Origin of the sequence: Bradyrhizobium sp. 142, assembly GCF_023074015.1 — a bacterium.
Lineage (GTDB): Bacteria > Pseudomonadota > Alphaproteobacteria > Rhizobiales > Xanthobacteraceae > Bradyrhizobium.
Map to the genome: position 1 here is coordinate 13,514 of NZ_JADPKQ010000483.1, position 23,118 is coordinate 36,631.

Sequence of the window (23,118 nt, forward strand, 5' to 3'; positions counted from 1 at the left end):
GATTGCGCCCCTTCCGCGATTAACCTGCACCGTTCGTTGGCAAGTCGAAGCTGAAGCGGGCTCCGCCGAGTGTAGAGTTGTTTTCCACCCGAATCCGACCACCATGTGCTTCAATGATCGAACGGGAGATGGGCAAACCCATTCCCATTCCGGCCTCCTTCGTCGTGAAGAAGCTGTCAAAAAGATGAGGGAAAGCAGCGGAATCGACTCCCGGGCCGCTATCTTCGATAGCGCAGCACACCGTTTGAGGGTCCGACAGCGTGGTTCGAACGTGGATGTTGCGGCGACCAGGGTCTGCCATCGCCTGCATCGCGTTGACGGCAAGATTCACGATTACCTGTTGAAGCTGGATACGGTCGCCAACAATGTTTGGAAGTTCCGTTGCCAGGTCGAGAGAAACGGAGATGCCTCTTGATTGGAATTCCTGTTTAAGAAAGACCATCGATTCTTCAATAATCTCTTCGAGCGATAGCCGAATCAGCTGAGCCTTTCGCCCCGCAACAACAGCGCGTATTCGGTCGATGATTTCGGACGCTCGTCGCGCATCGGCGACCATGCGCTTAGTGAGCTCCTGGACCTTCTCGACATCTGGCGCGGGTCGAGCCAGCCAGCGCAAGCCGGTTTCGCCGTTCGTTACAATCGAGGCAAGTGGTTGGTTGACTTCGTGCGCGATCGAAGCTGCGAGTTCCCCCATCGTCATTTCGCGCGTCATATGAGCGAGTTCCGCCTGCGTATTGCGCAGATCTTCTTGCGCTTGCTTCCAATCGTGCATGTCCACAACTGTCCCGTGCCACTTTAGAATCCGCCCCTGTTCATCGAGCAATGGAAGCGCGTTCGTTACGCACCATCGATAGGTACGGTCGGCAGCGTGTATGGTGCGAACCTCAACTCGGTACGGCGCTCCGGTCGTGACACAGGAGAGCCACACTTGGGCTGCGCGATTGACATCGTCTGGATGAAGAAGCTTTATCCAGTTATCGCCTTTGACCGCTTCAGCCGAGAAGCCGGTGTAATCGAGCAGGCGAGTGTTGCAGTAATCGATCGCTCCGTCCGAAGTAGCACTCCAAAGCATTTCTGGAATAGTTTCGGTCAGCTGGCGCAGGTTAAGTTCGCTGTCCCGCAGTTTTTGCTCTGCCTGTTTGCGATCCTCGATGTCCGTGTTTGTCCCATACCAAGCAGCGACGGCTCCGCTTCCGTCTTGAAAGGGCTCTGCACGAAACAGGAACCAGCGATACACACCGTCGAAGCGGCGCATGCGCGCCTCGGCTTCGCCGGGCTTCCCGGATGCGAGGAGCTTTTCCCATGTATCGGACAATGTCGGCAGGTCGTCAGGGTGGATCACAGCTAACCATTGCCAGCCGAGCGCCTGATCCAATGTCATGCCTGTGTAGTCGAGCCAACGTTTGTTGAGATACTCGGTGAAGCCGTCGGCGCGGCTCCGCCAGGTCTGCAGCGGGATTGAGTCGAGCGCTTGCAGTTCTCGGTTGGTATTGTCCACCAGGAACGCCTTCTTTCAGCGTACTCTCGGAACTTTGGCCCGAGGGCGGACCGGTTTGCAATCGAAATCTTTGAGTAAGAGGTCAAAAACCATGAAATCGGGGGAATCGGACGGAGCGAAATCACACGATGAGCGTCGGATAATTGACGCGACGTAAATCTACCCGGACTTCACTTGTTTCCGGCACCATGGAATCCAACGATGTTGTTTGTGGAGCTACAGGCGTTCGAGAAAGTTGCGGACCAGAGACGCAATCTGGTCAGTAGCTTCGTCCAGTGTGAAATGTCCCGCCTCTAGAATATGGATTTCCGCCTTCGGCACATCGCCGGCATAAGCACTCGCGCCAGCAACGGTGAAGGAGGGATCGTATTTCCCCCAAACCACCAGCGTCGGCGCCTGTACATCGCGAAGCCAGTTTTGCCAGCGCGGATAGGAGGCGACGTTGGTGCGGTAATCCAGAAAAAGCGTAGTCTGAATGTCGGCCTGGCTCGGACCGGTTAGAAAGGCGTACTCGTCGGTCCACGTATCCGGATCGTAACGGTCGGGATGGGGGCTCGCTCCGATATGCCGCTGGCGCGTCGCTTCTAAGGAGGTGAAATTGGCCTTGAGGTTCGCAAGCTCGTTGGCCGGATCCGCCCAATACTTCCGGCGTGTTTCCCAGAGCGGGCTCAGGCCCTGTTCATGAGCAACCGCGTTCTGGATGATGATGGCACGGACGCGTTCCGGATGGGCGAGCGCCATGCGGAATCCAACGGGCCCACCATAGTCCTGCATGAACAGAACATAGCTTGTGATGCCAAGCCTTGTTGTGAGTTCGTCGATCACGCGCGCGAGATTGTCGAAAGTGTATTCGAAGCTCGACGGGGTGGGCGCGCTGCTATGGCCGAAGCCGGGATACTCGGGAGCGATGAGATGATACTTGTCGGCCAGGAGGGGAAGTAAGGGTTCCCACATTCGTGATGACGAGGGAAATCCGTGCAGCAGCAGAACGGTCGGCGCATTGGCCGCTCCGGCCTCGCGATAGAAGATATTAAGGCCATCGATGTCGACGGTATGATAGGAAATCGACTGTCGGCTAGATGCCATGTTTTGCGCCGGTGCATTGGTGCTCGTGCAGGTAAGTGCGACTGAGAGGACAAGCATGGCCGGCGTGTTCACGGTATCGCTCCGTTACCAGCTGCCGCATGTCGAACGACGCTCGTGAGTTCACGGGTGAAGCTTGTCTCGCCATCCGCGATGTGTCCGGTCAATCGCGCGGTGATCTCCTGGAGCACCCAGCCGTTCCCGTCCGGATCGCTGAACGAAGCGAAAGACGCGTAACTCTTTCGTTGTGGATTTGGGCCGATGACCAGGCTTTCTCCTTCGGCATGGTGAAATATACCGCCGGTGTCGTGGAATAGCTCGCTGACTGCGATGCCACGGCGAACCAGGCCCTCGCGGGTGGCCTGGATGTCGGAAATGATCAGGTGCAGCCCCTTCACCGAACCGGGCGCAGCTTTGCTCACATTCTTGCCGAACATGATTGAGCACCCCGAACCGGGCGGCGTGAACTGGATCACGCGGTAATTGTCGCCGGTCGCATAGTCGATGTCGAGCCTCCAACCTAGGTCGAGATAGAAGCGCTTTGCGCGATCGGCGTCCGCGACGGGAATCACCACGACCTCGAGCTTCATGTCGGTCTTGCGCGCGGCCGCCGGTTCCCGCAGCGCGGCTTCAAGGATGGCGACGTCCTGCTCAACGGTGCCACCGCTGACGCCGACGCCCGCGACCAACTGGCCTTCGCTGGTAAGCGGCGCGCCGCCGCCCATCGAACAATACCTTCCGCCGGACAGGCCCATCAGCGGGAAGAGATCCTTCCCGGGTTGCACCAGCGGAGAGAGGTCCGCCGTTCGCAATCCGACCAGCGCGGATGTATAGGCTTTTCGCTCCGATATCTCGATCGAGAACACCGGCGCTCCGCTCATGCGGTGCTGGAGAAGGATGTTGCCGTGAGTATCGATGACACTAACGGCAACCGGAACTTTCGCGCGTCCCGACTGCGCTTCGACGCGGTCGGCGATGCTCTTTGCGAAGGCGAGTAAATCCATGGTCGTATTCTTTCTGATGAGCGTTGCGCGGGAGGGAAAATCTAGCTATGGGCTCTTCGGGTGCATCAGCCTCCGTCGCCGCGTTGCCCCACATAGAATCCCAGGCGATCTTCTGCGTCTCCGGGCTTATGAAACCCCTGCTCGAACAAAGCCTTGATCCTGCCCTGCGCAGCCGGTCGAGGGATCGAGGCCATGCACGTGTCCCAGCCGGCAGCGATTTCGACATCCGGCGGCAGGCTGGCGGCATTCACGAGGCGTTTCGTGTTGGCGATCGCCCATTTGTCAAATGACGAGATGCGCCGCGCCAGCGCATCGACGAATTCATCGAGCTCGCTGTCCGGCAGCGAGCGGTTGACGTAGCCATAGGTCTCCGCGAGGTCGCCGCCGATATCATCGGAACTGAGCAGGATCTCCAGGGCTCTTTGCCTGCCCATCTGCCGCGGCAGACGCGCCATCGGCCCGCCGCCGGCGACAAGGCCGACGCCCACTTCCCACTGCGACAGCAGCGCCTTCTCGCGGCTGGCAAAACTCATGTCACAGGCCAAGGCAAGTTCGCTTCCGTTTCCGGTGGCGCGGCCGCGGATCAAGGCGATCGACACCACGGGCAGGTGCGTGATGCGGACGAGGATGTCCGGCCACGCCTCCAGCCCTGTCGGCCCTTGAGGCATGCTCGTCAGTTCCTTGAAGTCGGCGTTGAAATCGCTGTGATTGAGGAAAAATCCGTCAACGGCACTTTCGAACACCAGCACCCTGACATCCTTGTCCGCCTCAACGGTGGTGATGATCTCTCTAAACTCGCGAACGAGTTGCGGCCCCATGACGTTCAGCGGGGGATTATCGAACGTGACCCGCCAATAATTGGGCGAGGAGCGGGTGAGCCGGATCTGCGCTTTCTTAGTCTTTGCGTGCATCAGAGCCTCCATGCAGTGCTTCGTGGGCGTTGAATCGTTCGGCGGCTGCCGTGTGCGGTGGCCCCAGATACGGAAATTCGACAAGCAAATCCCGATGCGGTCCCACACCATCAGATTTCACTCTTCCGTTGGTCAGCAGCGAAAGGAAGTGATCGAGGACGTCGTCGGTAAGCGCCCGGCCGTTGTCCGGATACGAGGCGGGAAGCGCGGGATCGAAATGCAGGATGTCGGGCAGCAGTGTTGCTGCCAAGCGCAGCGCATCGACTGGAGCGTAGCCTCCCGTATGCTCCAGCGAATGTGCAAAAATCGGAATGAAGCGACTGTCCCCGGCAGGCTCCGACGCCTGATAGTCGTCACCGGCGTCGCCGGTCAAGAAAATGGACTGCGACGGCTTGGCACCGCGGTCGGCTTGAATCCAGGTGCCGTTGGCGCGATCAACCGTCCGCGCCCAGACACCGAACGGTTTGGCTCCGAGAGCCGAGCGCGGCAACTCGAGGACGATACTGCACACGTCCTTGTCGATAAAGTTGTCTCTGCCGTTGAAGTGGAAATCGTTCATGGCACCGATTGGATCAAAAAAGAACGGATCGCTCCGCCACCCGGCAAAGAATCGATGGTCATCGCCTTCCACCACGAGCGCCTCTCTATCCATCGAGACCGGCCACTCTTCAATGAGCTCGCCCTCGTCACTGGTCTCGGCGGCCTCCGCGCCCTTGACTCGACGCAAGATCGCGGTTTGCTTTCCGTTTGCAAATGCTGAGAAACATATGCGGTACGCAATGTCCGCCACCGCATCCCCGTTAGTGTCAATCTTAAATTCATAGATCGCGCCAGCGGCGAAAGGCTCGGGCGTGGTCGGCGCCGGCGAAAGCAGGCTGAAGGAAGGATGGACGTTCATGATCAGTACTGATCTGCTCGCATCCACAGGTGAGGGGAATGCGTATAGGTCGGTCAAGTCCAAGCGCGCGTCCCCACGAGGGAACCCCACATTCGGTCCGGAATAGTGGTGCGACATCGAACGTACTCCCTTGAAGCCTCAGACTCTCTGACGGAGCCGCCGGCGAGCCGAGCCGCTCCAGGTGCAGTAGTCGCGTGACGGGCGCCGTGGTGAAGCTCCATCAAACGTGTCGCTCGCAGGCGACCCGTCACTACGACCGGTTGTTATCGCGATTTACGAAGCGCGCGCCGTGACAGCTGGCTTGGTCCTTTGCTTCACCGCCGCCATCAGCGTATTCGCCGCCGGACCTGACGAATGCGGGTTTTGTCCCGTGATCAGCAAGCCGTCGCTGACGACGTGTGGCGCCCAGTTCACCTTCTTCGAAAAGATCGCGCCCAGTTTCAGCATCTCATCTTCGACAAGGAAAGGTACGATCTTGGTGAGGCCGACCCCTTCTTCCTCGCCATTGGTGAAGCCGGTAACTTCCTTGTCCTGCACCAGGAGCTTGCCGTCGGGCGTCTTGACATGACGCAGAGCGCCTGTGGAATGACATACGACAGCGATTGTCTTGCCGGCCGCGATGAAGGACTCGATCAGTTTGATGGAATCCTTGTCTTCGGCGAGATCCCACATTGGACCGTGGCCGCCCGGGTAAAAGACGGTGTCGAAGTCTTCTTGCGTGACGGTGTCAAGGCGAACGGTCTTGTCGAGATCAGCTTGCGCGTCCTCGTCCTGTTCGAATCGGAGCGTCAGCTCGGTGCGATTTTCCGGTTCATTGCTCTTTGGGTCAAGCGGCGGTCTGCCGCCCTTCGGCGATGCGAGTGTTACCTCGACGCCGGCGTCCTTGAAAGCGTAGTAGGGAGCGGCAAGTTCTTCGAGCCAGAAGCCGGTTTTTCGCCCGGTGTTACCTAGTTCGTCGTGGGATGTGATCACCATCAGCACTTTCATGATTGTCTCCTTCGTTGCGGTCACTGAATGAAGCGCGTCTGGCACTACGAGGCGATGTGCCGGCGCATCTCGTTCCGTCGCGGCTTGTTATCGAGGTGGACCTCGGGAAACTTCCGAAAACGAGTGACGCTGTTCTTAGCGGACTAACACCGCGTCACTCACTCATACGTTGAGCGCCAATCACTCATACGTTGATGTGAGTGAAATCTTCCCAACGTTGAATGGCTCGGACGAGCGTGGACGGACATGTTTCCACCCGACGCCGCTCATGCCTCACGCCAACGCGGCGATAGGAGCGGGCGAAATGAGAGGGCAACGGACATGATTGGGAAAAACCGGATCCTCGGCCGACGGCGATTTCTTGAGGTCGCCGCCGGCGCGTTGGCGACGACGCAACTGCTGCCGGTTCGGGTTGCCAACGGAGGGCTGACCCTCGACGGAACCATCCAGCTGGCGCAATCCGAGGGAGCCGGTTCGTTTTCGTCGTTGAAACAAATCGATGCCGGTGTGCTCGACGTCGGATACGTCGAAGCAGGTCCTATCGACGGACCGGCGGTCATTCTATTGCATGGCTGGCCCTATGACATTCACAGCTTTGGTGAAGTGACTCCGCGCCTCGCGTCAGCGGGTTTTCGAGTGATTGTTCCCTATGCGCGGGGCTACGGCTCGACGAATTTCCTGTCGAGCGGAACCGCGAGGACGGGACAGCCGTCTGCCTTGGCCGTCGACACGATTGCCTTGATGGACGCACTCAATATCAAGAAGGCAACCGTCGCCGGCTTCGATTGGGGAGCCCGCACCGCCGATATCGTTGCCGCACTTTGGCCGGATCGCATCAAGGCCCTCGTGTCCGTTAGCGGTTACCTCATTGGGAGCCAGGAAGCAGGGAAGATGCCGCTGCCTCCGAAGGCCGAGCTTCAGTGGTGGTACCAGTATTATTTTGCCACGGAACGTGGCCGTGAGGGGTATTCCAAATACCGGCGAGAGTTCGCCGAGTTGATCTGGAAGCTTGCGTCACCGAAATGGCAGTTTGACGACGCGACGTTCGCTCGTAGCGCGGCATCTTTCGACAATCCTGACCACGTCGATATCGTAATCCATAACTATCGATGGCGCCTCGGATTGGCCCAAGGCGATCCAGGCTTGGACGAGTTGGAAGCGAAGCTGGCTGCCGCGCCGCAGGTCGGCGTGCCGACCATCACGCTCGAGGGTGACGAGAACGGCGCGCCGCATCCGGACCCCGTGGCTTACGCCAAAAAGTTCTCCGGCAAGTATGCACATCGCCTCGTGAAGGGCGGGGTCGGTCACAATCTGCCTCAGGAGTCCCCGGCCGCCTTTGCGCAAGCTGTCATCGACGTCAGCAGGAGCTGATCACTCAATTCGCATCAGGAGTAAGTGACATGGTACATCTTCCCGATCCCCCGAGCCAGGCGACCGTACATTTCGTGCGTTACCAGGATCGTCGTCAGTTCCTCGGCACCGCCGCAATGGGCATGGTGTCAGCAAGTGCGGCGAGCCTGTTCTCGCCGGATTCGGCTCCGGCAGCGGAAAGTGGCGCTGTCCGCGCGTTCGACATCGACGTCCCCAAAGACGCGCTCGCGGACCTGCGCGAACGGGTGACGATGGCCCGGTGGCCGGACCGCGAAACGGTTACCGATCCGTCCCAAGGCGTGCAATTGAGGACGATTCAGCAAGTCGCGCAGCATTGGCGAACGGATTACGACTGGCGGAAGGTGGAAGCACGGCTCAAGGCCTTGCCGCAGTTCGTGACGGAAATCGACGGGCTTGATATTCATTTCATTCACGTCCGCTCGAAACATGACAATGCGCTGCCGATGATCGTGACTCACGGCTGGCCGGGCTCGATTATCGAGCAGATGAAGATCATCGATCCGTTGACCAATCCCACATCGCACGGCGCGAGCGCGTCGGACGCGTTCCATCTGGTGATCCCCTCGCTGCCCGGCCACGGCTTCTCGGGTAAGCCGACTGCGCCCGGATGGACACCCGTCAGCATCGCTCGTGCGTGGGCGACCTTGATGGAACGGCTTGGCTACACACGTTACGTGGCGCAGGGCGGGGATTGGGGGAATGCCGTCTCGGAGATCATGGCGCTGCAGCAGCCCACGGGATTGCTGGGCATTCACACCAATATGGCGGCTACGGTTCCAGCCGATGTTTCAAAGGCTCTTTCGGCTGGAGGCCCGCCGCCTGCCGGCCTCTCGGCCGACGAAAAGCAGGCCTGGGATCAACTCGATGATTTCTACAAGCATGGCCTGGCCTACGCCCAGGAAATGTCCAATCGGCCGCAGACGCTTTACGGAATCGCGGATTCGCCGATCGGTCTCGCCGCGTGGATGCTGGATCACGATATCCGCAGTTACGGTATGATCTCACGCGTCTTCGATGGAATGCCGGAAGGGCTGACCAGGGACGACATCCTCGACAACGTCACGCTCTACTGGTTGACGAACACGGCGGTCTCCTCGGCTCGGCTCTACTGGGACACCGCGAAAATTTCGACGGGAGGAGGCTTCTTTGACGTTCGGGGGGTCACGATCCCTGTCGCTGTGAGCGCCTTCCCGGATGAAATCTATGCGGCCCCGCGCAGCTGGGCAGAGCGGGCGTACCCCAAACTCATCCATTACAACAAGCTCGACAAGGGTGGGCATTTCGCGGCCTGGGAGCAACCGGCGCTGTTTTGCGCCGAGATGCGGGCGGCATTCAAGCCGCTGCGCCAGTCGATCTGAGATGACCCCGCTCGCGCGTAAGCGCGCGCCTCTTCCTCCAAACACACATCAGGAGTGCACATCATGAACGGTCCCGAACGAACGTTTACCACTGAGCAAATCCAGTTGGAGCGCCGCCTGCCATCATACTGGCGCGTCACCTTCGACATGCCGCCGGTGAACATCTTCGGCCCGAAGCATCTTCCTCTACTCAACGACGTCATCACCGCAATCGAGACCGACCCGGAGGTCAAGGTCGTCCTGTTCGACAGTGCCGTCGAGGGATTCTTCATCACGCATTACGATTTCCTGGCGCCCCTCGAAGAATCGGCGAAGATCCCGGCAGGACCGACGGGGTTGCAAGCCCTGCCGGACATGCTGGTGCGGCTCAGCCGGGCGCCGGTCGTATCCATCGCCTCGATTCGGGGGCGAGCGACCGGTGTCGGCAGCGAGGTCGCGCTTGCAAGCGACATGCGGTTTGCCAGCCGCGAGAAGGCCATTTTGTCACAATGGGAAGTCGGCGCCGGCCTGGTGCCAGGCGGCGGACCGATGGCGCGATTGCCGCGGCTGATGGGCAGAGGCCGGGCGCTCGAAGTGTTGCTCGGCGCCGATGATATCCCCGGCGACCTCGCCGAACGGTACGGCTACGTCAACCGGTCGCTGCCGGACGCCGAACTCGACGGGTTCGTCGAAGCGCTCGCGATGCGCATTGCGTCGTTCGACAAGGAGGCCATCGCCGAGACCAAGCGTCTCGTCGACGTCGCGAGCTTGCCAGCGGATCTGGAAATTCGGCCTGAGTGGGACGCGTTCCTGGCCTCCCTCGGCCGTCCCGCGAGCCAGAACAGGATCAAGGCGCTGATGGCGCGCGGCTTCCACCGCGCCGGCGACGTCGAGAATCGACTGGGTTTCCATGTCGGACAGCTTGGCGGCTGAGAGGATCGCTGCGGCATTCGACGAAGGCGACGTCGATGTTGGAGCGCGGTCCTGAGGTGAGCGACCAGGCGCGACCGTCGGTCGTGCCGGTCCTGTCCAGAACATAAGGAGCGGTATCATGGGCTTTACCATCAACATCAACGGAACCTCGCATAGCGTCGACGTCGATGGTGACACGCCGCTGCTGTGGGTTCTGCGCGACGTGCTCGGCATGACCGGCACGAAGTTCGGATGCGGGATGGCGCTGTGTGGCGCCTGCACCGTGCATCTCGACGGCTCCGCCGTCCGTTCCTGCATCACGACGATCGACAGCGTCGGCGAATCCAAGATCACGACGATTGAGGCGATAGGTGCGACGGCGGTCGGTGCGAAGATCCAGAAGGCCTGGCTCGAGCATGAGGTAGCGCAGTGCGGATATTGCCAGTCCGGTCAGATCATGTCGGCCTCGGCACTGCTCACCGACAAGCCACGTCCGACCGATGTGGACATCGACGACGCCATGAGCGGCAATATCTGCCGATGCGGCACCTATGTCCGGATCCGCGAGGCTATCAAGCTCGCCGCGCAATCGCAGACGAAGGAGGGGTGAAGATGGCTTTCGATCGCAGGTCATCACGCGCGTCATACGTCGACCTATCTCGTCGTAATTTCCTTATCAACAGCGCCGTCGCTGGCGGCGGCCTGGTGCTAAGCATGAGCCTGCCATTCGACCAGGGCAGGGCCCGCGGTGCCGACAGCTTCGCACCGAACGCCTTCATCCGCATCGGCACCGACGGACAGATCGTGCTGACCATGCCCTATGTCGAGATGGGGCAGGGGACCTACACCTCGATCCCGATGCTGATCGCGGAGGAGCTTGAAGTCGGCCTTAAGCAGATTCGAATCGAACATGCTCCGCCGAACGAAAAACTCTACGCCAATCCGCTGCTCGGCGTGCAGGCGACCGGCAATTCGAACGCCATTCGCGGCGCCTGGAAGCCGCTCCGCGAAGCGGGCGCGGCTGCGCGGATCATGCTGACCACGGCCGCCGCGGGGCGCTGGGGCGTCGATGCCGGCTCCTGCCATGCCGAAGCCGGCGAGGTCGTCCACGCGCCCAGTGGGCGGCGCCTGAAGTATGGCGATCTCGCCGCAGATGCCGGGCACATCCCGGTGCCGACCAGTGTGGTGCTGAAGAAGCCCGAAGAGTTCAAGCTCATCGGCGCGCCGGCGAAGCGGCTCGACGCCTTGGGCAAGGTCAACGGCTCCGTCGTTTACGGGATTGATGCTCGGCCCCCCGGTGTAAAAATCGCGACATTAGCCCAATCGCCCGTCTTCGGAGGCCGGTTGAAGAGCGTGGATGACACCGCGGCTAGGGCGGTCAAGGGGGTGCGCCAGATCATCCGGCTCGATGATGCCGTCGCCGTCGTGGCTGATCATATGGGTGCTGCGATAAAAGGCCTTGAGGCACTCAAGATCGAATGGGACGAGGGCGCGCATGCTGGGCTGAGCACGCAGGACGTTGCGCGCGAGCTCGAGCAGGCGACACTTAAGGTGGGGGCGGTCGCCCAGACGATTGGTGACGCCGATCAAGCCATGGCGAATGCCGCGACAATGGTCGAGGCAAGTTATCAGTTGCCGTTCCTGGCCCACGCAACGATGGAGCCGATGAATTGCACTGTGCATTTTCGAGGCAGTGAATGTGAGATCTGGGTCGGCACCCAGGCGATTGCGCGGGTCCAGGCAATGGCGGCGAAGACCGCCGGCCTGCCGGTCGAGAAGGTGATCGTCCACAATCATCTCATCGGCGGCGGCTTCGGTCGACGCCTTGAGGCCGACGGCGCGATGCGCGCTGTCGAGATCGCAAAGCAGGTCGATGGTCCCGTGAAGGTGGTGTGGACGCGCGAGGAAGACATCCAGCAAGACATGTACCGGCCCTATTGGGTCGACCGCATTGCGGCCGGTCTCGGCAAGGATGGCAGGCCGGTCGCCTGGCGCAATCGCTTCGCAGGTTCCTCCGTGATCGCGCGGTGGTTGCCGCCGGCCTTCAAGGATGGTCTCGATCCCGATACGACGGAGGGCGCGATCGATCTGGTCTATGCGCTGCCGAACTTCCACGTCGAATATGTGCGCATCGAGCCGCCGGGCATCCGGACGGCGTTCTGGCGGAGCGTCGGTCCTTCGCACAACGTCTTCGTCACCGAGAGCTTCATCGATGAGCTCGCGGCAGCCGCGAGGCAGGATGCGGTGGCCTATCGTCGTGCGCTGCTCGACCACAATCCGCGAGCGAGGGCCATTCTCGATCTGGCAGCGGAGAAAGCCGGCTGGGGCTCGGTACTGCCCAAGGCGCGCGGGCGCGGCATTGCCCTGCAATACGTGTTCGGCACCTACCTCGCCCAGGTGGCTGAGGTCGAGGTTGCAAAGGACGGCTCGGTTCGGATCCATCGCGTGGTCTGCGCGATGGATTGCGGCACCGTGGTCAATCCCGACACGGTCCAGGCGCAGATTCAGAGCGGGGTGATGTTTGGCGTGACGGCAGCACTCTATGGCGAGATCACCCTGAAGAACGGTCGTGTCGAACAGACCAACTTCGACACGTATCAGATGCTGCGCATCAACGAGGCGCCCGCGATCGAGGTGCACGTGGTCAAGAGCGCGGAACCGCCGGGTGGAATGGGCGAGGCCGGCACTTCAGGCATCGTTCCCGCAATCGCGAATGCGATCTTTGCCGCCACGGGAAAGCGGCTGCGTAAGATGCCGATCGATGTCAACGCGCTCAAGCAATCGGTTTGAGGCGAACCAGTCAAAACAAGCAAGGAGAAGCGGCGTGATTCGCAAAGCAAAAGCGGTTTGGAGCGGGAGTGGCCGTGCCGGAAGCGGCCACTTGTCCAGCGAATCCGGAGTGCTGGCCGAGACGGCCTATTCCTTCAAGACGCGTTTCGAGAACGAGAAGGGAACGAACCCAGAAGAGCTTATCGCAGCAGCACATGCCGGGTGCTTCACGATGTCGTTGGCATTCGTGCTACAGAGCGCCGGCTTCACGCCGACGGAACTCAGCACCGAAGCAGCCGTGACGCTTGAGTCGGACGGTAAGGGGTTCCGCATCAGTCGATCCGCGCTGACTTTGCAAGGCAACGTGCCAAATCTCGACGACGCGGCGTTTGCGCGCCTCGCGAGCGAGGCGGAGAAGAGCTGTCCGGTGTCCAAGGTTCTCAACGCGACGATCACACTCGATACGAAATTGATCCAGTAACCGCAGGCTTTCGATCGTCACGGAAAGGAGAGCGGCGATGACTCTCAAACATCAGCCTGATCAGGCCGATTTCAAAGCGATCTTGCCCGAGGACATCGACTGGAAGCCGTTCCCGGCGTTTCCGGCTGGTGCTCGTCTGGCGATCATGGTTGGCCACCCAGCGGAACCCGGTCCTTATGTGGTCAGAGTCAAGTTGCCGGGTGACGCAAAGCTGATGCCGCACAAGCACCCGGAAGATCGAATCTACACGGTTATGTCGGGTGTTTTCTACATCGGGCTCGGTGAGACCTTCGACGCGGACAAGGTGCAAGCCTATCCGCCGGGAAGCGTCGTCGTTCTGCCGGGAGAAACCTGGCATTTCCACTGGGCGAAGTCCGGCGAATACGTCACGCAGGTGACCGCGATCGGTCCGCTTGGTCTCGAATATCACGACCTGCACGACGATCCGCGGCATCGGCACGCCTGACGGCAGGATCCTGGAATTGATCCTTATCCTGACGTCATCAGGAACTATCGGCTAAAGGGAGAAAGTCAATGAGTATTCGAGAAGCCCAAGCGCGGAAGACCACTTTGCTCAAGACACCTACAGATCTGACGCCGGATGCGATCCGAGATATCTCGGGTGCCTTGAACATCCTGCTTGCCGATGTGTTCGGCTTGTATCTGAAGACCAAGAATTTTCATTGGCACGTGTCCGGTCCGCACTTTCGCGATTATCACCTTCTTCTCGACGAGCAGGGTGACCAGATCTTTGCTACGACCGACGCCATCGCCGAACGCGTGCGCAAGGTCGGAGGCACTACATTGCGTTCGATCGGGCATATCGGCCGCCTGCAACGTATTCTGGACAACGACGGAGATTTCGTTACGCCGATGGACATGCTCGCCGAACTTCGAGACGACAACAGACAGATCGCCGCCGCCATGCGCGAAACACACGGCGTCTGCGACGAGTACGGCGATGTAGCCACCGCGAGTCTATTGGAAAATTGGATCGATGAAGCCGAGCGGCGTACCTGGTTCCTGTTTGAGGCCACGCGGCACGGGGGTGGTTGACATAATGCGATAACCGCACCCGAAGTTGTGGGACAAGTGTTTCATGTCGTCATTATCGGCGTCGGCGTCGGCGGCGCCGGGATGCTGAAAGGATAGTTATCCGCCCAGCTTCTCAAGCGATTGTTCCCCGATCGGCAGCATCATGCAGAAGACTGCGCCGTGAGGTTCGTTCGGGGTTGCCCAGAGCCGGCCGCCATGCGCTTCGACGATCGAGCGGCAGATCGACAAACCCATCCCCAAACCGCTGGATTTGGTCGTATAAAAGGCCTCGAAGATACGCGGGAGGCCCGCTGGAGGCAGTCCCGGACCGGAATCTCGTACCGCGACGAGTACGCCGTCCGACTCGGCCTTGCTTGTGCTGATCGAGAGCTCGCGTGATCCCGCCCCGACCTCGGTCATCGCTTCGATCGCGTTCATGATCAAATTCAGGACCACCTGTTGCAATTGCACTTTGTCCCCCAGAATGCGCGGGAGTTCCTTTGCCAGTTGCATCTTCGCCGAAACACCATTGTCTGACATCGCGGTATGCGTCAGCCCCATAACATCCAAAATTGCGTCGTTGACTTCCAGGCTCTCCATCCGCACCGGCGCCTTCTTTGAGAAATCCCGAATCCGACTCAAAATATCGGCGGCCCGTTTGCCATCGTCGATAACGCGCTCGATCGACGGTTTGGCCTTTTCCAAATTGGGTGGTTGGTGGGCGAGCCAGCGCAGAGCGGTTTCGGCGTTCGTAAGCAGGGCAGCGAGAGGTTGATTGACCTCGTGCGCGATAGAGGCCGTGAACTGCCCCATGGTGACCACGCGGCTCGCGTGCGCCAGCTCCATTTGAGCTTCGCGGAATCGCCGCTCGCTCTCGATCAGTTCGTTCTCGGCCCGTTTGCGGTCTTCGATGTCGTAGGTTGCCGCGTACCAGGCGATAACCTCTCCGTTCCTCCTCAACGGCACACGCCGTGTAACGAACCAGCGGTATTCGCCATCGGCTCTTCGAAGGCGAACTTCCGACTCGAACGGTTCACCTGTGACAAGCGCGACATCCCAGGCAGCTTCAAGTCGTGGAACGTCATCGGGATGAGTAATGATGCTGGTGCGCGTGGTCCACTTCGTCGTTGTGAGTCCGCTGTATGTGCGTCCGACTTCATTGACATAATCTATTATACCGTCAGCCCGGTGGCGAAGTACCAATACAGGCACCGTGTCGATCATCAATTGAAGCTCATGTCTGGCTTTGGCCAGGTCAGCTTCGCTCTCTCGCAACGCGTCCTCGGTTCGCTTTCTTTCGTCGATATCGAACGCGATAGCATACCATTTGATCACCTCACCCGTCTCGCCCCGTAGCGGTACGCGGCGAACCCGGTGCCACCTGTACTCTCCATCGGCTCTTCGCAGCCGTTGCTCCAGCTCGAAGGGTTCTCCTGTCGCGATGTGTTCGCGCCACTTACGTTCGACCATCTCCTCATCATCGGGATGCAGCGCGCTTCCCCAACGGCGGCCGCCGAAATTATCCTGTGGCAGGCCGGTATAGTCCCGCCAGTTCTTGTTGCGGAAATCCATGAATCCGTCGGCCCGATATCGGGCGATCAGTGCGGGAACCGTGTCGACGATCAGCCGAATCTCCTGTTCGGCTGCTCGCGCCCTTGTTGCGGCCTCGCTGCGTTCAGCGTTTTCGAAGCGCAGCCTTTCGTTTTGCTGTTGTAGTTCCCGGATCATCGCCTGCTGGTCGTTGAGCAGCAGTTGAAGCGAGGCCGATGTGCTTCTCCGGGCGGCAGACAGCACCACAAACATCGACGCTACGATAAACAGCCCCAGTCTGAGAATCTCGCCGGACTGAAGAACAACGGGATTGCCTGATGAGAGAAGAGGATACTGGAGAGAAACCAACGTCAGCACGGAAGCGAGCGCCGCCGGACCTGGGCCCGCTGCCAGGGCCACAAACGTGACCGTGCAAAAAAACAACAAGAGCGCAAGATCGCCGCTCGACGAGGGCAATACCGTCAGAGCCACCACGGCTGATATTGCCGCCGAAACAATCGCAATCGCGTAATTTACAATCATTGGCCGCTTCAGGATCCGCGAAAGAGCGGATGTCGTCATGATCACCTCCCCCGCCTGCTCACGACCAGTTCGGCCTCCGGAGAGGCAAAGGCGATCGACAATGCGTGCGAACGAAACGTTGGTATTGCCGGAGAAGTAGATGGACGGGGATACGGCTATCGGCCGAGTTTCCGGAGGATTGGTTTGAGAGCATCGGCCATCCGAACCAGCTCGGCATAAGTTCGTGCGCCCATTTTATGCATGGCCGCACCTCGATGAATTTTGACGGTAATTTCGCTGATCCCGAGGTCGCCGGCTACCTGCTTGTTCATCTTGCCGGTCGTGACGAGCAGCATCACTTCCTGTTCCCGCGGAGATAGCGTTTCGAAGCGCTCTTTCAGTCGTGAACCGTCGTTCTCGACGACGCGTCGCTCTCGATCGCGCTCGATGGCGGCCAGGACGGCATCGAGCATGTCCTGATCGCGAAACGGCTTGGGAAGGAAATCTACAGCGCCATGCTTCATGGCGTGGACAGACATCGGAATGTCCCCATATCCCGTCATCATCACCACCGGAATTCCGACGCCGATCTGGACCAGCCGGGTTTGAAACTCGAGGCCGTTCATGTCGGGTAGTCTGACGTCGAGGACAATGCAGCCAGGCCGGTCCGAGAGGTTTGCCGAAAGGAAGTCTTTCGCCGTGGCATAGGTCTGAGTCTGCAGTCCGACCGAATCAAAGAGACCCTCTAGCGCGCCGCGCATAGAAGCATCGTCGTCGACGACGTGCACCAGGGCCTTTTCGTCGGTGGCTTGCCGCATGCCGTTTGCTATGTACCGTGTTTTCACGGATTTGTTAGCACAAACGGGAAGGGACCGGGGATCACACCTATGTATAGGAGGATACTCCTTCGGGCTGTCTCGAAAAGTTCAATTGTGGCGGCGCCTTAGCTTACGCTTGCCATTACAGCGGGCGCGTAGATCGAGAACAGCGACCCTTCCCCCACCACCGACCGGACTTCGATCCGGTGGCCAAGCACCTCGATCGCACGACGGACGATAGAGAGCCCGATGCCCAAGCCGTTGCTGCGTTCGGGCGCGAGACGTGTAAAAGATTCGAAGATTCGAGGCAGTTGGTCTTCCGGAATCCCGATCCCCGTGTCGTATACATCGATCCTGATTTCGGACCCTTTGTGGCGGCAGCCGATCAAAATCCGTCCTCCGGGCTCCGTGTATCTTGTGGCGTTGGTCAGCAAATTTTGGAGGATGCAATCCAGCAGCACTGGATTGCTCTTTACATGGGCATTCGTTGTAACGGCCCGAAGATCGATGCCTGCTTGAATAGCGGCATCTTCATTTTCGTGTCTGAGCCGCCAGAACAGGGGCCCGAGTCCGACGGAGGAGACCTCCAGCGCGTTGGTGCGTTCGGCGAGGTAAAAGGCATCCACCAGACAATCGAGCTGTTCGGTCAGCTTTGTGACGGCCCGCTCTCCGCGGTCCAGCCACGCTTGTTGCGGCATTTGCTCCAGGCGCGAGCGCAGCAGCGAATACGTCCCCTGAATGACCTGCAAGGATTGCCGGAGATCATGGCCCATCATCCCGACAATCGTCGTCTGAAACTCCCGCGCGACGAGGGTTTTCGGCGTCCGATCTTGCGTGTTTGGCGCAGCGATGAGGCTTTCGATCGTTCTCATGTTTTCCCCCCTTGGCTCGATGGCACAGTTCCATCAAGAGCCGGTCGACGGCGTCTTTGCCATCCTACGTTTCGGTGCCGCTTATCAGCTCATCGTATGATGGTGACGGTCGGGTCCGCCAGCATATGCCGGGACACAGGGGAAGGTTGTGGGCGAGGAGGGGCCTTCCAAAGCGCTGATAGGCTTGATTTGGCGCCGAGCTTGTCCGGAACGAATGTCTCGTCCAAACGTACAGCCCGTCTGCGCAAAACGACCTGAAAACGCTGGCAAATTCTGAGCGGCCGAGCTTGCCCCGCATCTCTGGGCCGCAGCTATAACACTCTTGTATAATTTCTAGGCATCCGGGGCGCGTGCAAAAATGGAATTTCCCCCGCTTCTTCAGTCAATTGGGGGCATGGATGCTGTGTGGCAAGACATCTCGAAATCGCAGTCATCGACGATGACGAGTCATTCCGAGTAGCGCTCGTGGAATCGCTGTCCTCGCTCGGGTATGGATCCAGCGGGTACGCCTCCGCCGAGGACTATCTTCGTGTGATTGGAAGCAACTCGTTCAATTGCGTCGTTTCGGACATTCACATGCCGGGCATGAGCGGGCTGGACTTGATGAAACACCTCGCCGCTCGGGGATCGACGACGCCCGTCGTTTTGATCACAGCACGTTCCGACGCAAACCTCGAAGCCAACGCAGCGATCGCCGGTGCCGTGTGCCTGCTGAGGAAGCCATTTGAAATAAATGACTTGATTGGCTGCCTTGAAGGAGCCGTGAAGGGTTAGAACATCACGTAGATAATTCGCGGCGCAGAGTTCTCAGATGTTTTGTGTGGAGATGCTGCGATTTCTCGGTTGCACGATTCCGTGATCGGTGCCCCGGGGATCGGAATGCTGTATTTCAGAGGTCCAATAAGGTGAGAGAATTTCTCGATACGAGAGAGTGACACACGGTGTGGTTAAATGCGGCCGAGGAAAGCGGCTCAGTCGAGGTTTTGTCGCAGGAAGGCGACACGCTTTTGCGCAGGATCACGCGCCGGATTACCACCGCCGACTCCAGTTCATCCATCACCGCGCTCGCCGCCTCTGAAAGTGCCGCGTCTAATAGCTTCGGCGGGCTTAGTCGCGAATACGAGCTGGCGGAATATCTTGACCGCGATTGGGCGCTCCGACCGCTGGAGCTTGTGCAGGAACACGGCCAAACTACTCTGCTACTCGAGGACCCCGGAGGCGAATTGCTTAGCCGCCTTCTGGATCAGCCCATGACAGTTGAGAGATTCCTGCGTCTCGCCATCGATATCACTTCATCTGTCAGCAAGATGCACCAACGAGGTCTCGTCCACAAGGACATAAAACCCTCCAACCTTCTGGTTAACAGCCGCGACGGTGAAATCCGGCTCACTGGCTTTGGGATAGCGTCGCGCATCCCGCGCGAAAGGCAGCCACCTGAACCGCCGCGTTTCATGGCCGGGACGCTTGCCTATATGGCGCCGGAGCAAACGGGTAGGATGAACCGATCGATTGACTCGCGCAGCGATCTGTATGCGCTGGGCGTCACCTTCTACCAAATGTTGACGGGAAGGCTACCCTTCAACTCGCTCGATGCGATGGAATTGATCCATTGCCATATTGCGCGAAAACCGGTCCTTCCAGACAATCTGATCCCCAATCTGCCACTGGCAACTTCTGCAATTGTCGGCAAGCTGCTCGCCAAAGCTGCGGAGGACCGCTACCAAACGGCAGCTGGATTGAAACGAGATCTTGAGCGTTGTCTGACGGAATGGGAGACGCTTCGCCGGGTCGAACCATTTCCCCTGGGCGAACACGATATCACAGGCCGGCTTCTCATCCCCGAAAAACTGTATGGGCGTGAGCGTGAAATCGACACCATGCTTGCTGCATTCGACAGCGTCTTGGTGAAAGGCGAACCGGAGCTGGTGCTGGTCTCCGGATATTCCGGTATCGGCAAGTCAGCCGTGGTTAACGAACTGCATAAAGCTCTGATTCTGCCGCGCGGTTTCTTTGCGTCGGGCAAGTTCGACCAGTACAAGCGCGACATACCTTACGCTACGTTGGCACAAGCCTTCCAGGGTATTATCCGTCAACTTCTCGGCCAGACCGAGTCCGAGCTAGACAAGTGGCGCGACAACCTCGTTCAAGCATTAGGCCCGAACGGCCTACTCATGTCGGATCTCATTCCGGAATTGAGGCTCATTATCGGAGAACAGCCGACCGTTCCGGAGTTGCCGCCACCGGAAGCCAAGATTCGATTCCAGCTCGTATTCCGTCGGTTCATCAGCGTCTTCGCCCGGCCCGATCATCCGCTTTGTTTCACCTTCGGCGGCCTCAAGGTCAACACCGACGCCCAGGTGCTCGACAAGGATGGTCGTATCATTCCGGGCCTCTATGCAGCCGGCGAGACGGTCGGGATCTACCATCAGGTCTATACCGGCTCGACGTCGGTGCTCCGCGGAGCCGTGTTCGGACGTCTCGCCGGCCGCCATGCTGCGGCGACACTCCGCTGAGCCGCCGCCGATGGTCGAAAGGCGCGATTGGATCGGCCGAATTGAGACCTCGCGCGGGGAGCGATGCGTCGTCGATCTCGAATCGGTGGCTCGTTACTATCCAGCCTTGGCAACTGCGCCTCGCACGCAGCTCCTCTTCGCGGAGAACCTGCTTCGCCACGATGGCGGAGCAATCGCGCTCGAAAACCTGCTTGCTGGACAGGGCGAACTGAGCTTCCGGCCGTATCGCGTCGTGATGCAGGACTATGCCGGGCTTCCAGCGCTGCTCGACATTGCCGCGCTCCGTGAAGCCGCGGCCGCCGCGGGTCGCGACCCGGCTGCGATTGAGCTCGCCTGTCCAGCGGCCCTTGTGATCGATCATTCGATTCGCACGACGCATACGGGGCCGGGTGCGGCCGAACGCAATCTGGCAGAAGAGCACGCGGAGAACGCCGAACGATTTGGGTTTCTTCGCTGGGCAGAAAAAGCCTTTCGCCGCCTGAGCGTCGTCCCGCCCGGCAATGGGATCGTCCATCAGGTCAATCTCGAGCGCTTTGGGCAGGTAGTCGTCGATGAGGTGAGTGGATCTTGCCTGACACAGTCATCGGGACCGATAGCCACACGCCGATGATTAACGGCCTCGGCGTGCTCGGTTGGGGTGTTGGCGGCCTCGAAGCGGCGGCCGCGCTGCTTGGCCTTCCGGTTTCGATGACGGCGCCTACCATCACCGGCGTGTACCTCCAGGGATCACCGCCATCGGGATTGCTGGCAACGGACATCGCGCTGCAGCTTGCGGAGCTGCTGCGGCGGGAGGGAGTTGTTGGGCAATTTCTTGAGTTCTTCGGCGCAGGCATCGAGCACCTCTCCGTGCCCGATCGCGCGACGATTGCGAATATGACCCCGGAATACGGCGCGACGGCATCGCTGTTTCCGGTCGATCGGCAGACGCTGGCCTATCTTCGCCAGACAGGACGCCAGGTGGACGCGGCGCGAACGGAAACGCATGCGCGCCGTCTAGGTCTCTGGGCCGATCCCGATGAAGTGCCCCGTGCTTTCGGACGCGTGATCAGCTGCGATCTCTCACGCATGCGCTTAGTTGTCGCCGGCCCGCGCCTCCCACATGAAGTCCTTGAGCTTGCGGATGTTCCAAAGAGCGTGCCGGCGTCCCGGCGCGGCGCATGTTCCGAGCTGCAGGATGGCGACATTGTCATCGCGGCAATCACGAGCTGCACCAACACGGCAAACCCCGCGGCGATGATCACCGCGGGACTTTTGGCGCGCAACGCGGGCGCCCGTGGCCTGTGCGTCTCCCAGCGCATCAAGACGTCGCTGTCGCCCGGTTCTCGCGCCGTCACAGCCTATCTTGAGAAGCTGGATCTGCTGAAGCCGCTTCAAGAGGTCGGATTTTGGCTTGCCGGCTATGGTTGCATGACCTGCGTTGGCAATTCCGGTGATTTGGCTCCAGCGGTCTCCGCCGCAGTCGGCGACAAGAATGTCGTGGCTGTCCTGTCCGGTAACCGCAATTTCGCTGGGCGAATCCATCCGTTGGTCAAGGCAAGCTATCTGGCTTCGCCCCCTCTGGTCGTGGCCTTCGCACTGGCTGGCAGCATACGGCTTGACCTGACGCGCGAACCGATCGCTCATACGCCGGAAGGGCCAGTATTTCTTGCCGATCTCTGGCCAGATGCGGACGAAGTTGCCGATGCGGTGCGTCATGCCGGTTTGACGGCCCACGGCGATGAATATGCCGCTGCGAATTCCGCCTGGGAAGGGTTGCCGGCTGACAGCTCATCGCTATTCCACTGGCCCAGAGCTAGTTCCTATCTGACCCTGCCGCGGCTCGACGCCGATGCGCCGGGCAAAACAGTGCTTCCCTCCGCTCGCCCTTTGCTCGTGCTCGGCGATCATGTCACGACCGACCATATCTCCCCCGTTGGCCGCATCGCGCCTGACGACCCGGCGGGACGATATTTGCAGAAACTCGGCATCGCGCCCGATGCGTTCAATACTTATGGCGCCCGTCGCGGCAACGCCGAGGTCATGCGGCGCGGGACTTTCGCTAACGCCAGTGTGGAAAACGTGCTCGCCGCAGGTCGGCATGGGGCATGGACACGCCACCATCCGAGCGGCGAAATGCTGACCGTGTTCGATGCTGCAGAGCGATACATAGCGGAGCAGGTGCCCCTCGTGGTTGTCGCCGGGAAAGCCTATGGCATCGGGTCAGCACGCGACTGGGCAGCCAAGGGTACGCGGGCGCTCGGCATCCGGGCAGTTCTTGCCGAAGGCTTCGAACGCATCCACCGGACCAATCTCGCGCTGGTCGGTGTGTTGCCGCTGCAATGGCTCGTGCCGCCAAGACCATCGTTGCAGGGACACGAAACAATCACCATCGAAATGCCCTCATCCGAACTTGAGCCGGGAGCGGTCCTGACTGTTCGCGTCGTGGACGATGAGGGCGGGTGCCGGCTCCTGGACGCGCGCTGCCGGCTCGACACAACCTTTGAAGTCGAGTGCTGGCGGGCTGGCGGTCTGCTGCCTTGGGCGGCGCGCACTTAGGCCAACAATTGCGATCTTGGG

21 protein-coding genes are annotated in these 23,118 nt (G+C 60.0%); 12 read left to right on the forward strand and 9 right to left on the reverse strand.

What is annotated here, in order from left to right; translation table 11 throughout:
- Positions 1–19: 19 nt before the first annotated feature.
- From IVA82_RS43745 to IVA82_RS43775, 6 genes are all read right to left on the reverse strand, one after another.
- Positions 20–1,498, reverse strand: a complete 1,479-nt coding sequence (locus tag IVA82_RS43745; RefSeq protein ID WP_247384314.1) for a PAS domain-containing sensor histidine kinase — start codon at positions 1,496–1,498, stop codon at positions 20–22.
- Between the two features lie 216 nt (positions 1,499–1,714).
- The gene (locus IVA82_RS43750) at positions 1,715–2,656 is read right to left on the reverse strand and encodes an alpha/beta hydrolase (protein WP_247384316.1); all 942 of its coding nucleotides are present in this window, start codon (positions 2,654–2,656) and stop codon (positions 1,715–1,717) included.
- On the reverse strand, positions 2,653–3,585 hold the full coding sequence (locus IVA82_RS49285) for a heme-binding protein (RefSeq protein WP_346658715.1): 933 nt from the start codon (positions 3,583–3,585) through the stop codon (positions 2,653–2,655). Before IVA82_RS49285 ends, IVA82_RS43750 begins: the two co-directional genes overlap by 4 nt.
- Positions 3,586–3,650: 65 nt before the next feature.
- Positions 3,651–4,496, reverse strand: coding sequence for an enoyl-CoA hydratase/isomerase family protein (locus IVA82_RS43765; RefSeq protein ID WP_247384318.1), 846 nt, complete (start codon positions 4,494–4,496; stop codon positions 3,651–3,653).
- Positions 4,480–5,511, reverse strand: coding sequence for a DUF4331 family protein (locus IVA82_RS43770; RefSeq protein ID WP_247384320.1), 1,032 nt, complete (start codon positions 5,509–5,511; stop codon positions 4,480–4,482). The genes IVA82_RS43765 and IVA82_RS43770 overlap by 17 nt, the downstream gene beginning before the upstream one ends.
- Positions 5,512–5,667: 156 nt before the next feature.
- Positions 5,668–6,381 carry a type 1 glutamine amidotransferase domain-containing protein gene (locus IVA82_RS43775; protein WP_247384322.1) on the reverse strand — a complete coding sequence of 238 codons (714 nt, stop codon included), beginning with the start codon at positions 6,379–6,381 and terminating at the stop codon, positions 5,668–5,670.
- 321 nt (positions 6,382–6,702) lie between these two features.
- On the opposite strand from IVA82_RS43775, the gene IVA82_RS43780 reads away from it, so the two are divergent.
- The 8 genes from IVA82_RS43780 to IVA82_RS43815 all read left to right on the forward strand — a co-directional run bounded on the left by IVA82_RS43780 (position 6,703) and on the right by IVA82_RS43815 (position 14,328).
- Positions 6,703–7,752, forward strand: a complete 1,050-nt coding sequence (locus IVA82_RS43780; RefSeq protein ID WP_247384369.1) for an alpha/beta hydrolase — start codon at positions 6,703–6,705, stop codon at positions 7,750–7,752.
- Positions 7,753–7,781: 29 nt separating this feature from the next.
- Entirely contained in the window at positions 7,782–9,131 is a 1,350-nt protein-coding gene (locus IVA82_RS43785; RefSeq protein WP_247384324.1) for an epoxide hydrolase family protein, read from the forward strand.
- Between the two features lie 63 nt (positions 9,132–9,194).
- Entirely contained in the window at positions 9,195–10,043 is an 849-nt protein-coding gene (locus IVA82_RS43790; protein ID WP_247384325.1) for an enoyl-CoA hydratase/isomerase family protein, read from the forward strand.
- Between the two features lie 118 nt (positions 10,044–10,161).
- A complete protein-coding gene (locus IVA82_RS43795) occupies positions 10,162–10,632 on the forward strand; it encodes a (2Fe-2S)-binding protein (RefSeq protein WP_247384326.1) in 471 nt (156 codons plus the stop codon).
- A 2-nt stretch (positions 10,633–10,634) separates the two neighbouring features.
- Positions 10,635–12,812, forward strand: coding sequence for a xanthine dehydrogenase family protein molybdopterin-binding subunit (locus IVA82_RS43800; RefSeq protein ID WP_247384327.1), 2,178 nt, complete (start codon positions 10,635–10,637; stop codon positions 12,810–12,812).
- Positions 12,813–12,846: 34 nt separating this feature from the next.
- The gene (locus IVA82_RS43805) at positions 12,847–13,272 is read left to right on the forward strand and encodes an OsmC family protein (protein ID WP_247384328.1); all 426 of its coding nucleotides are present in this window, start codon (positions 12,847–12,849) and stop codon (positions 13,270–13,272) included.
- Positions 13,273–13,309: 37 nt separating this feature from the next.
- The gene (locus tag IVA82_RS43810) at positions 13,310–13,738 is read left to right on the forward strand and encodes a cupin domain-containing protein (protein ID WP_247384329.1); all 429 of its coding nucleotides are present in this window, start codon (positions 13,310–13,312) and stop codon (positions 13,736–13,738) included.
- 68 nt (positions 13,739–13,806) lie between these two features.
- Positions 13,807–14,328 (forward strand): DNA starvation/stationary phase protection protein, encoded by a 522-nt coding sequence (locus tag IVA82_RS43815; RefSeq protein WP_247384330.1) that lies wholly within the window; start codon positions 13,807–13,809, stop codon positions 14,326–14,328.
- A gap of 96 nt (positions 14,329–14,424) precedes the next feature.
- Here the strand turns inward: IVA82_RS43815 and IVA82_RS43820 are convergent, their stop codons facing one another.
- From IVA82_RS43820 to IVA82_RS43830, 3 genes are all read right to left on the reverse strand, one after another.
- Entirely contained in the window at positions 14,425–16,419 is a 1,995-nt protein-coding gene (locus IVA82_RS43820) for a PAS domain-containing sensor histidine kinase (protein WP_247384331.1), read from the reverse strand.
- A gap of 116 nt (positions 16,420–16,535) precedes the next feature.
- A complete protein-coding gene (locus IVA82_RS43825) occupies positions 16,536–17,177 on the reverse strand; it encodes a response regulator transcription factor (RefSeq protein ID WP_247384333.1) in 642 nt (213 codons plus the stop codon).
- A 125-nt stretch (positions 17,178–17,302) separates the two neighbouring features.
- A complete protein-coding gene (locus IVA82_RS43830; protein WP_247384335.1) occupies positions 17,303–18,049 on the reverse strand; it encodes a HAMP domain-containing sensor histidine kinase in 747 nt (248 codons plus the stop codon).
- Between the two features lie 405 nt (positions 18,050–18,454).
- On the opposite strand from IVA82_RS43830, the gene IVA82_RS43835 reads away from it, so the two are divergent.
- The 4 genes from IVA82_RS43835 to acnA all read left to right on the forward strand — a co-directional run bounded on the left by IVA82_RS43835 (position 18,455) and on the right by acnA (position 23,097).
- Complete coding sequence (locus IVA82_RS43835) at positions 18,455–18,823, forward strand: response regulator (protein WP_247384337.1); 369 nt, start codon at positions 18,455–18,457, stop codon at positions 18,821–18,823.
- Between the two features lie 167 nt (positions 18,824–18,990).
- Positions 18,991–20,562 carry a serine/threonine-protein kinase gene (locus IVA82_RS43840; RefSeq protein ID WP_247384338.1) on the forward strand — a complete coding sequence of 524 codons (1,572 nt, stop codon included), beginning with the start codon at positions 18,991–18,993 and terminating at the stop codon, positions 20,560–20,562.
- A 10-nt stretch (positions 20,563–20,572) separates the two neighbouring features.
- On the forward strand, positions 20,573–21,172 hold the full coding sequence (locus IVA82_RS48725) for an aconitase family protein (RefSeq protein WP_256469826.1): 600 nt from the start codon (positions 20,573–20,575) through the stop codon (positions 21,170–21,172).
- Positions 21,130–23,097, forward strand: a complete 1,968-nt coding sequence (gene acnA / locus IVA82_RS43845) for an aconitate hydratase AcnA (RefSeq protein WP_253075586.1) — start codon at positions 21,130–21,132, stop codon at positions 23,095–23,097. The genes IVA82_RS48725 and acnA overlap by 43 nt, the downstream gene beginning before the upstream one ends.
- The last annotated feature ends 21 nt before the right edge of the window (positions 23,098–23,118 follow it).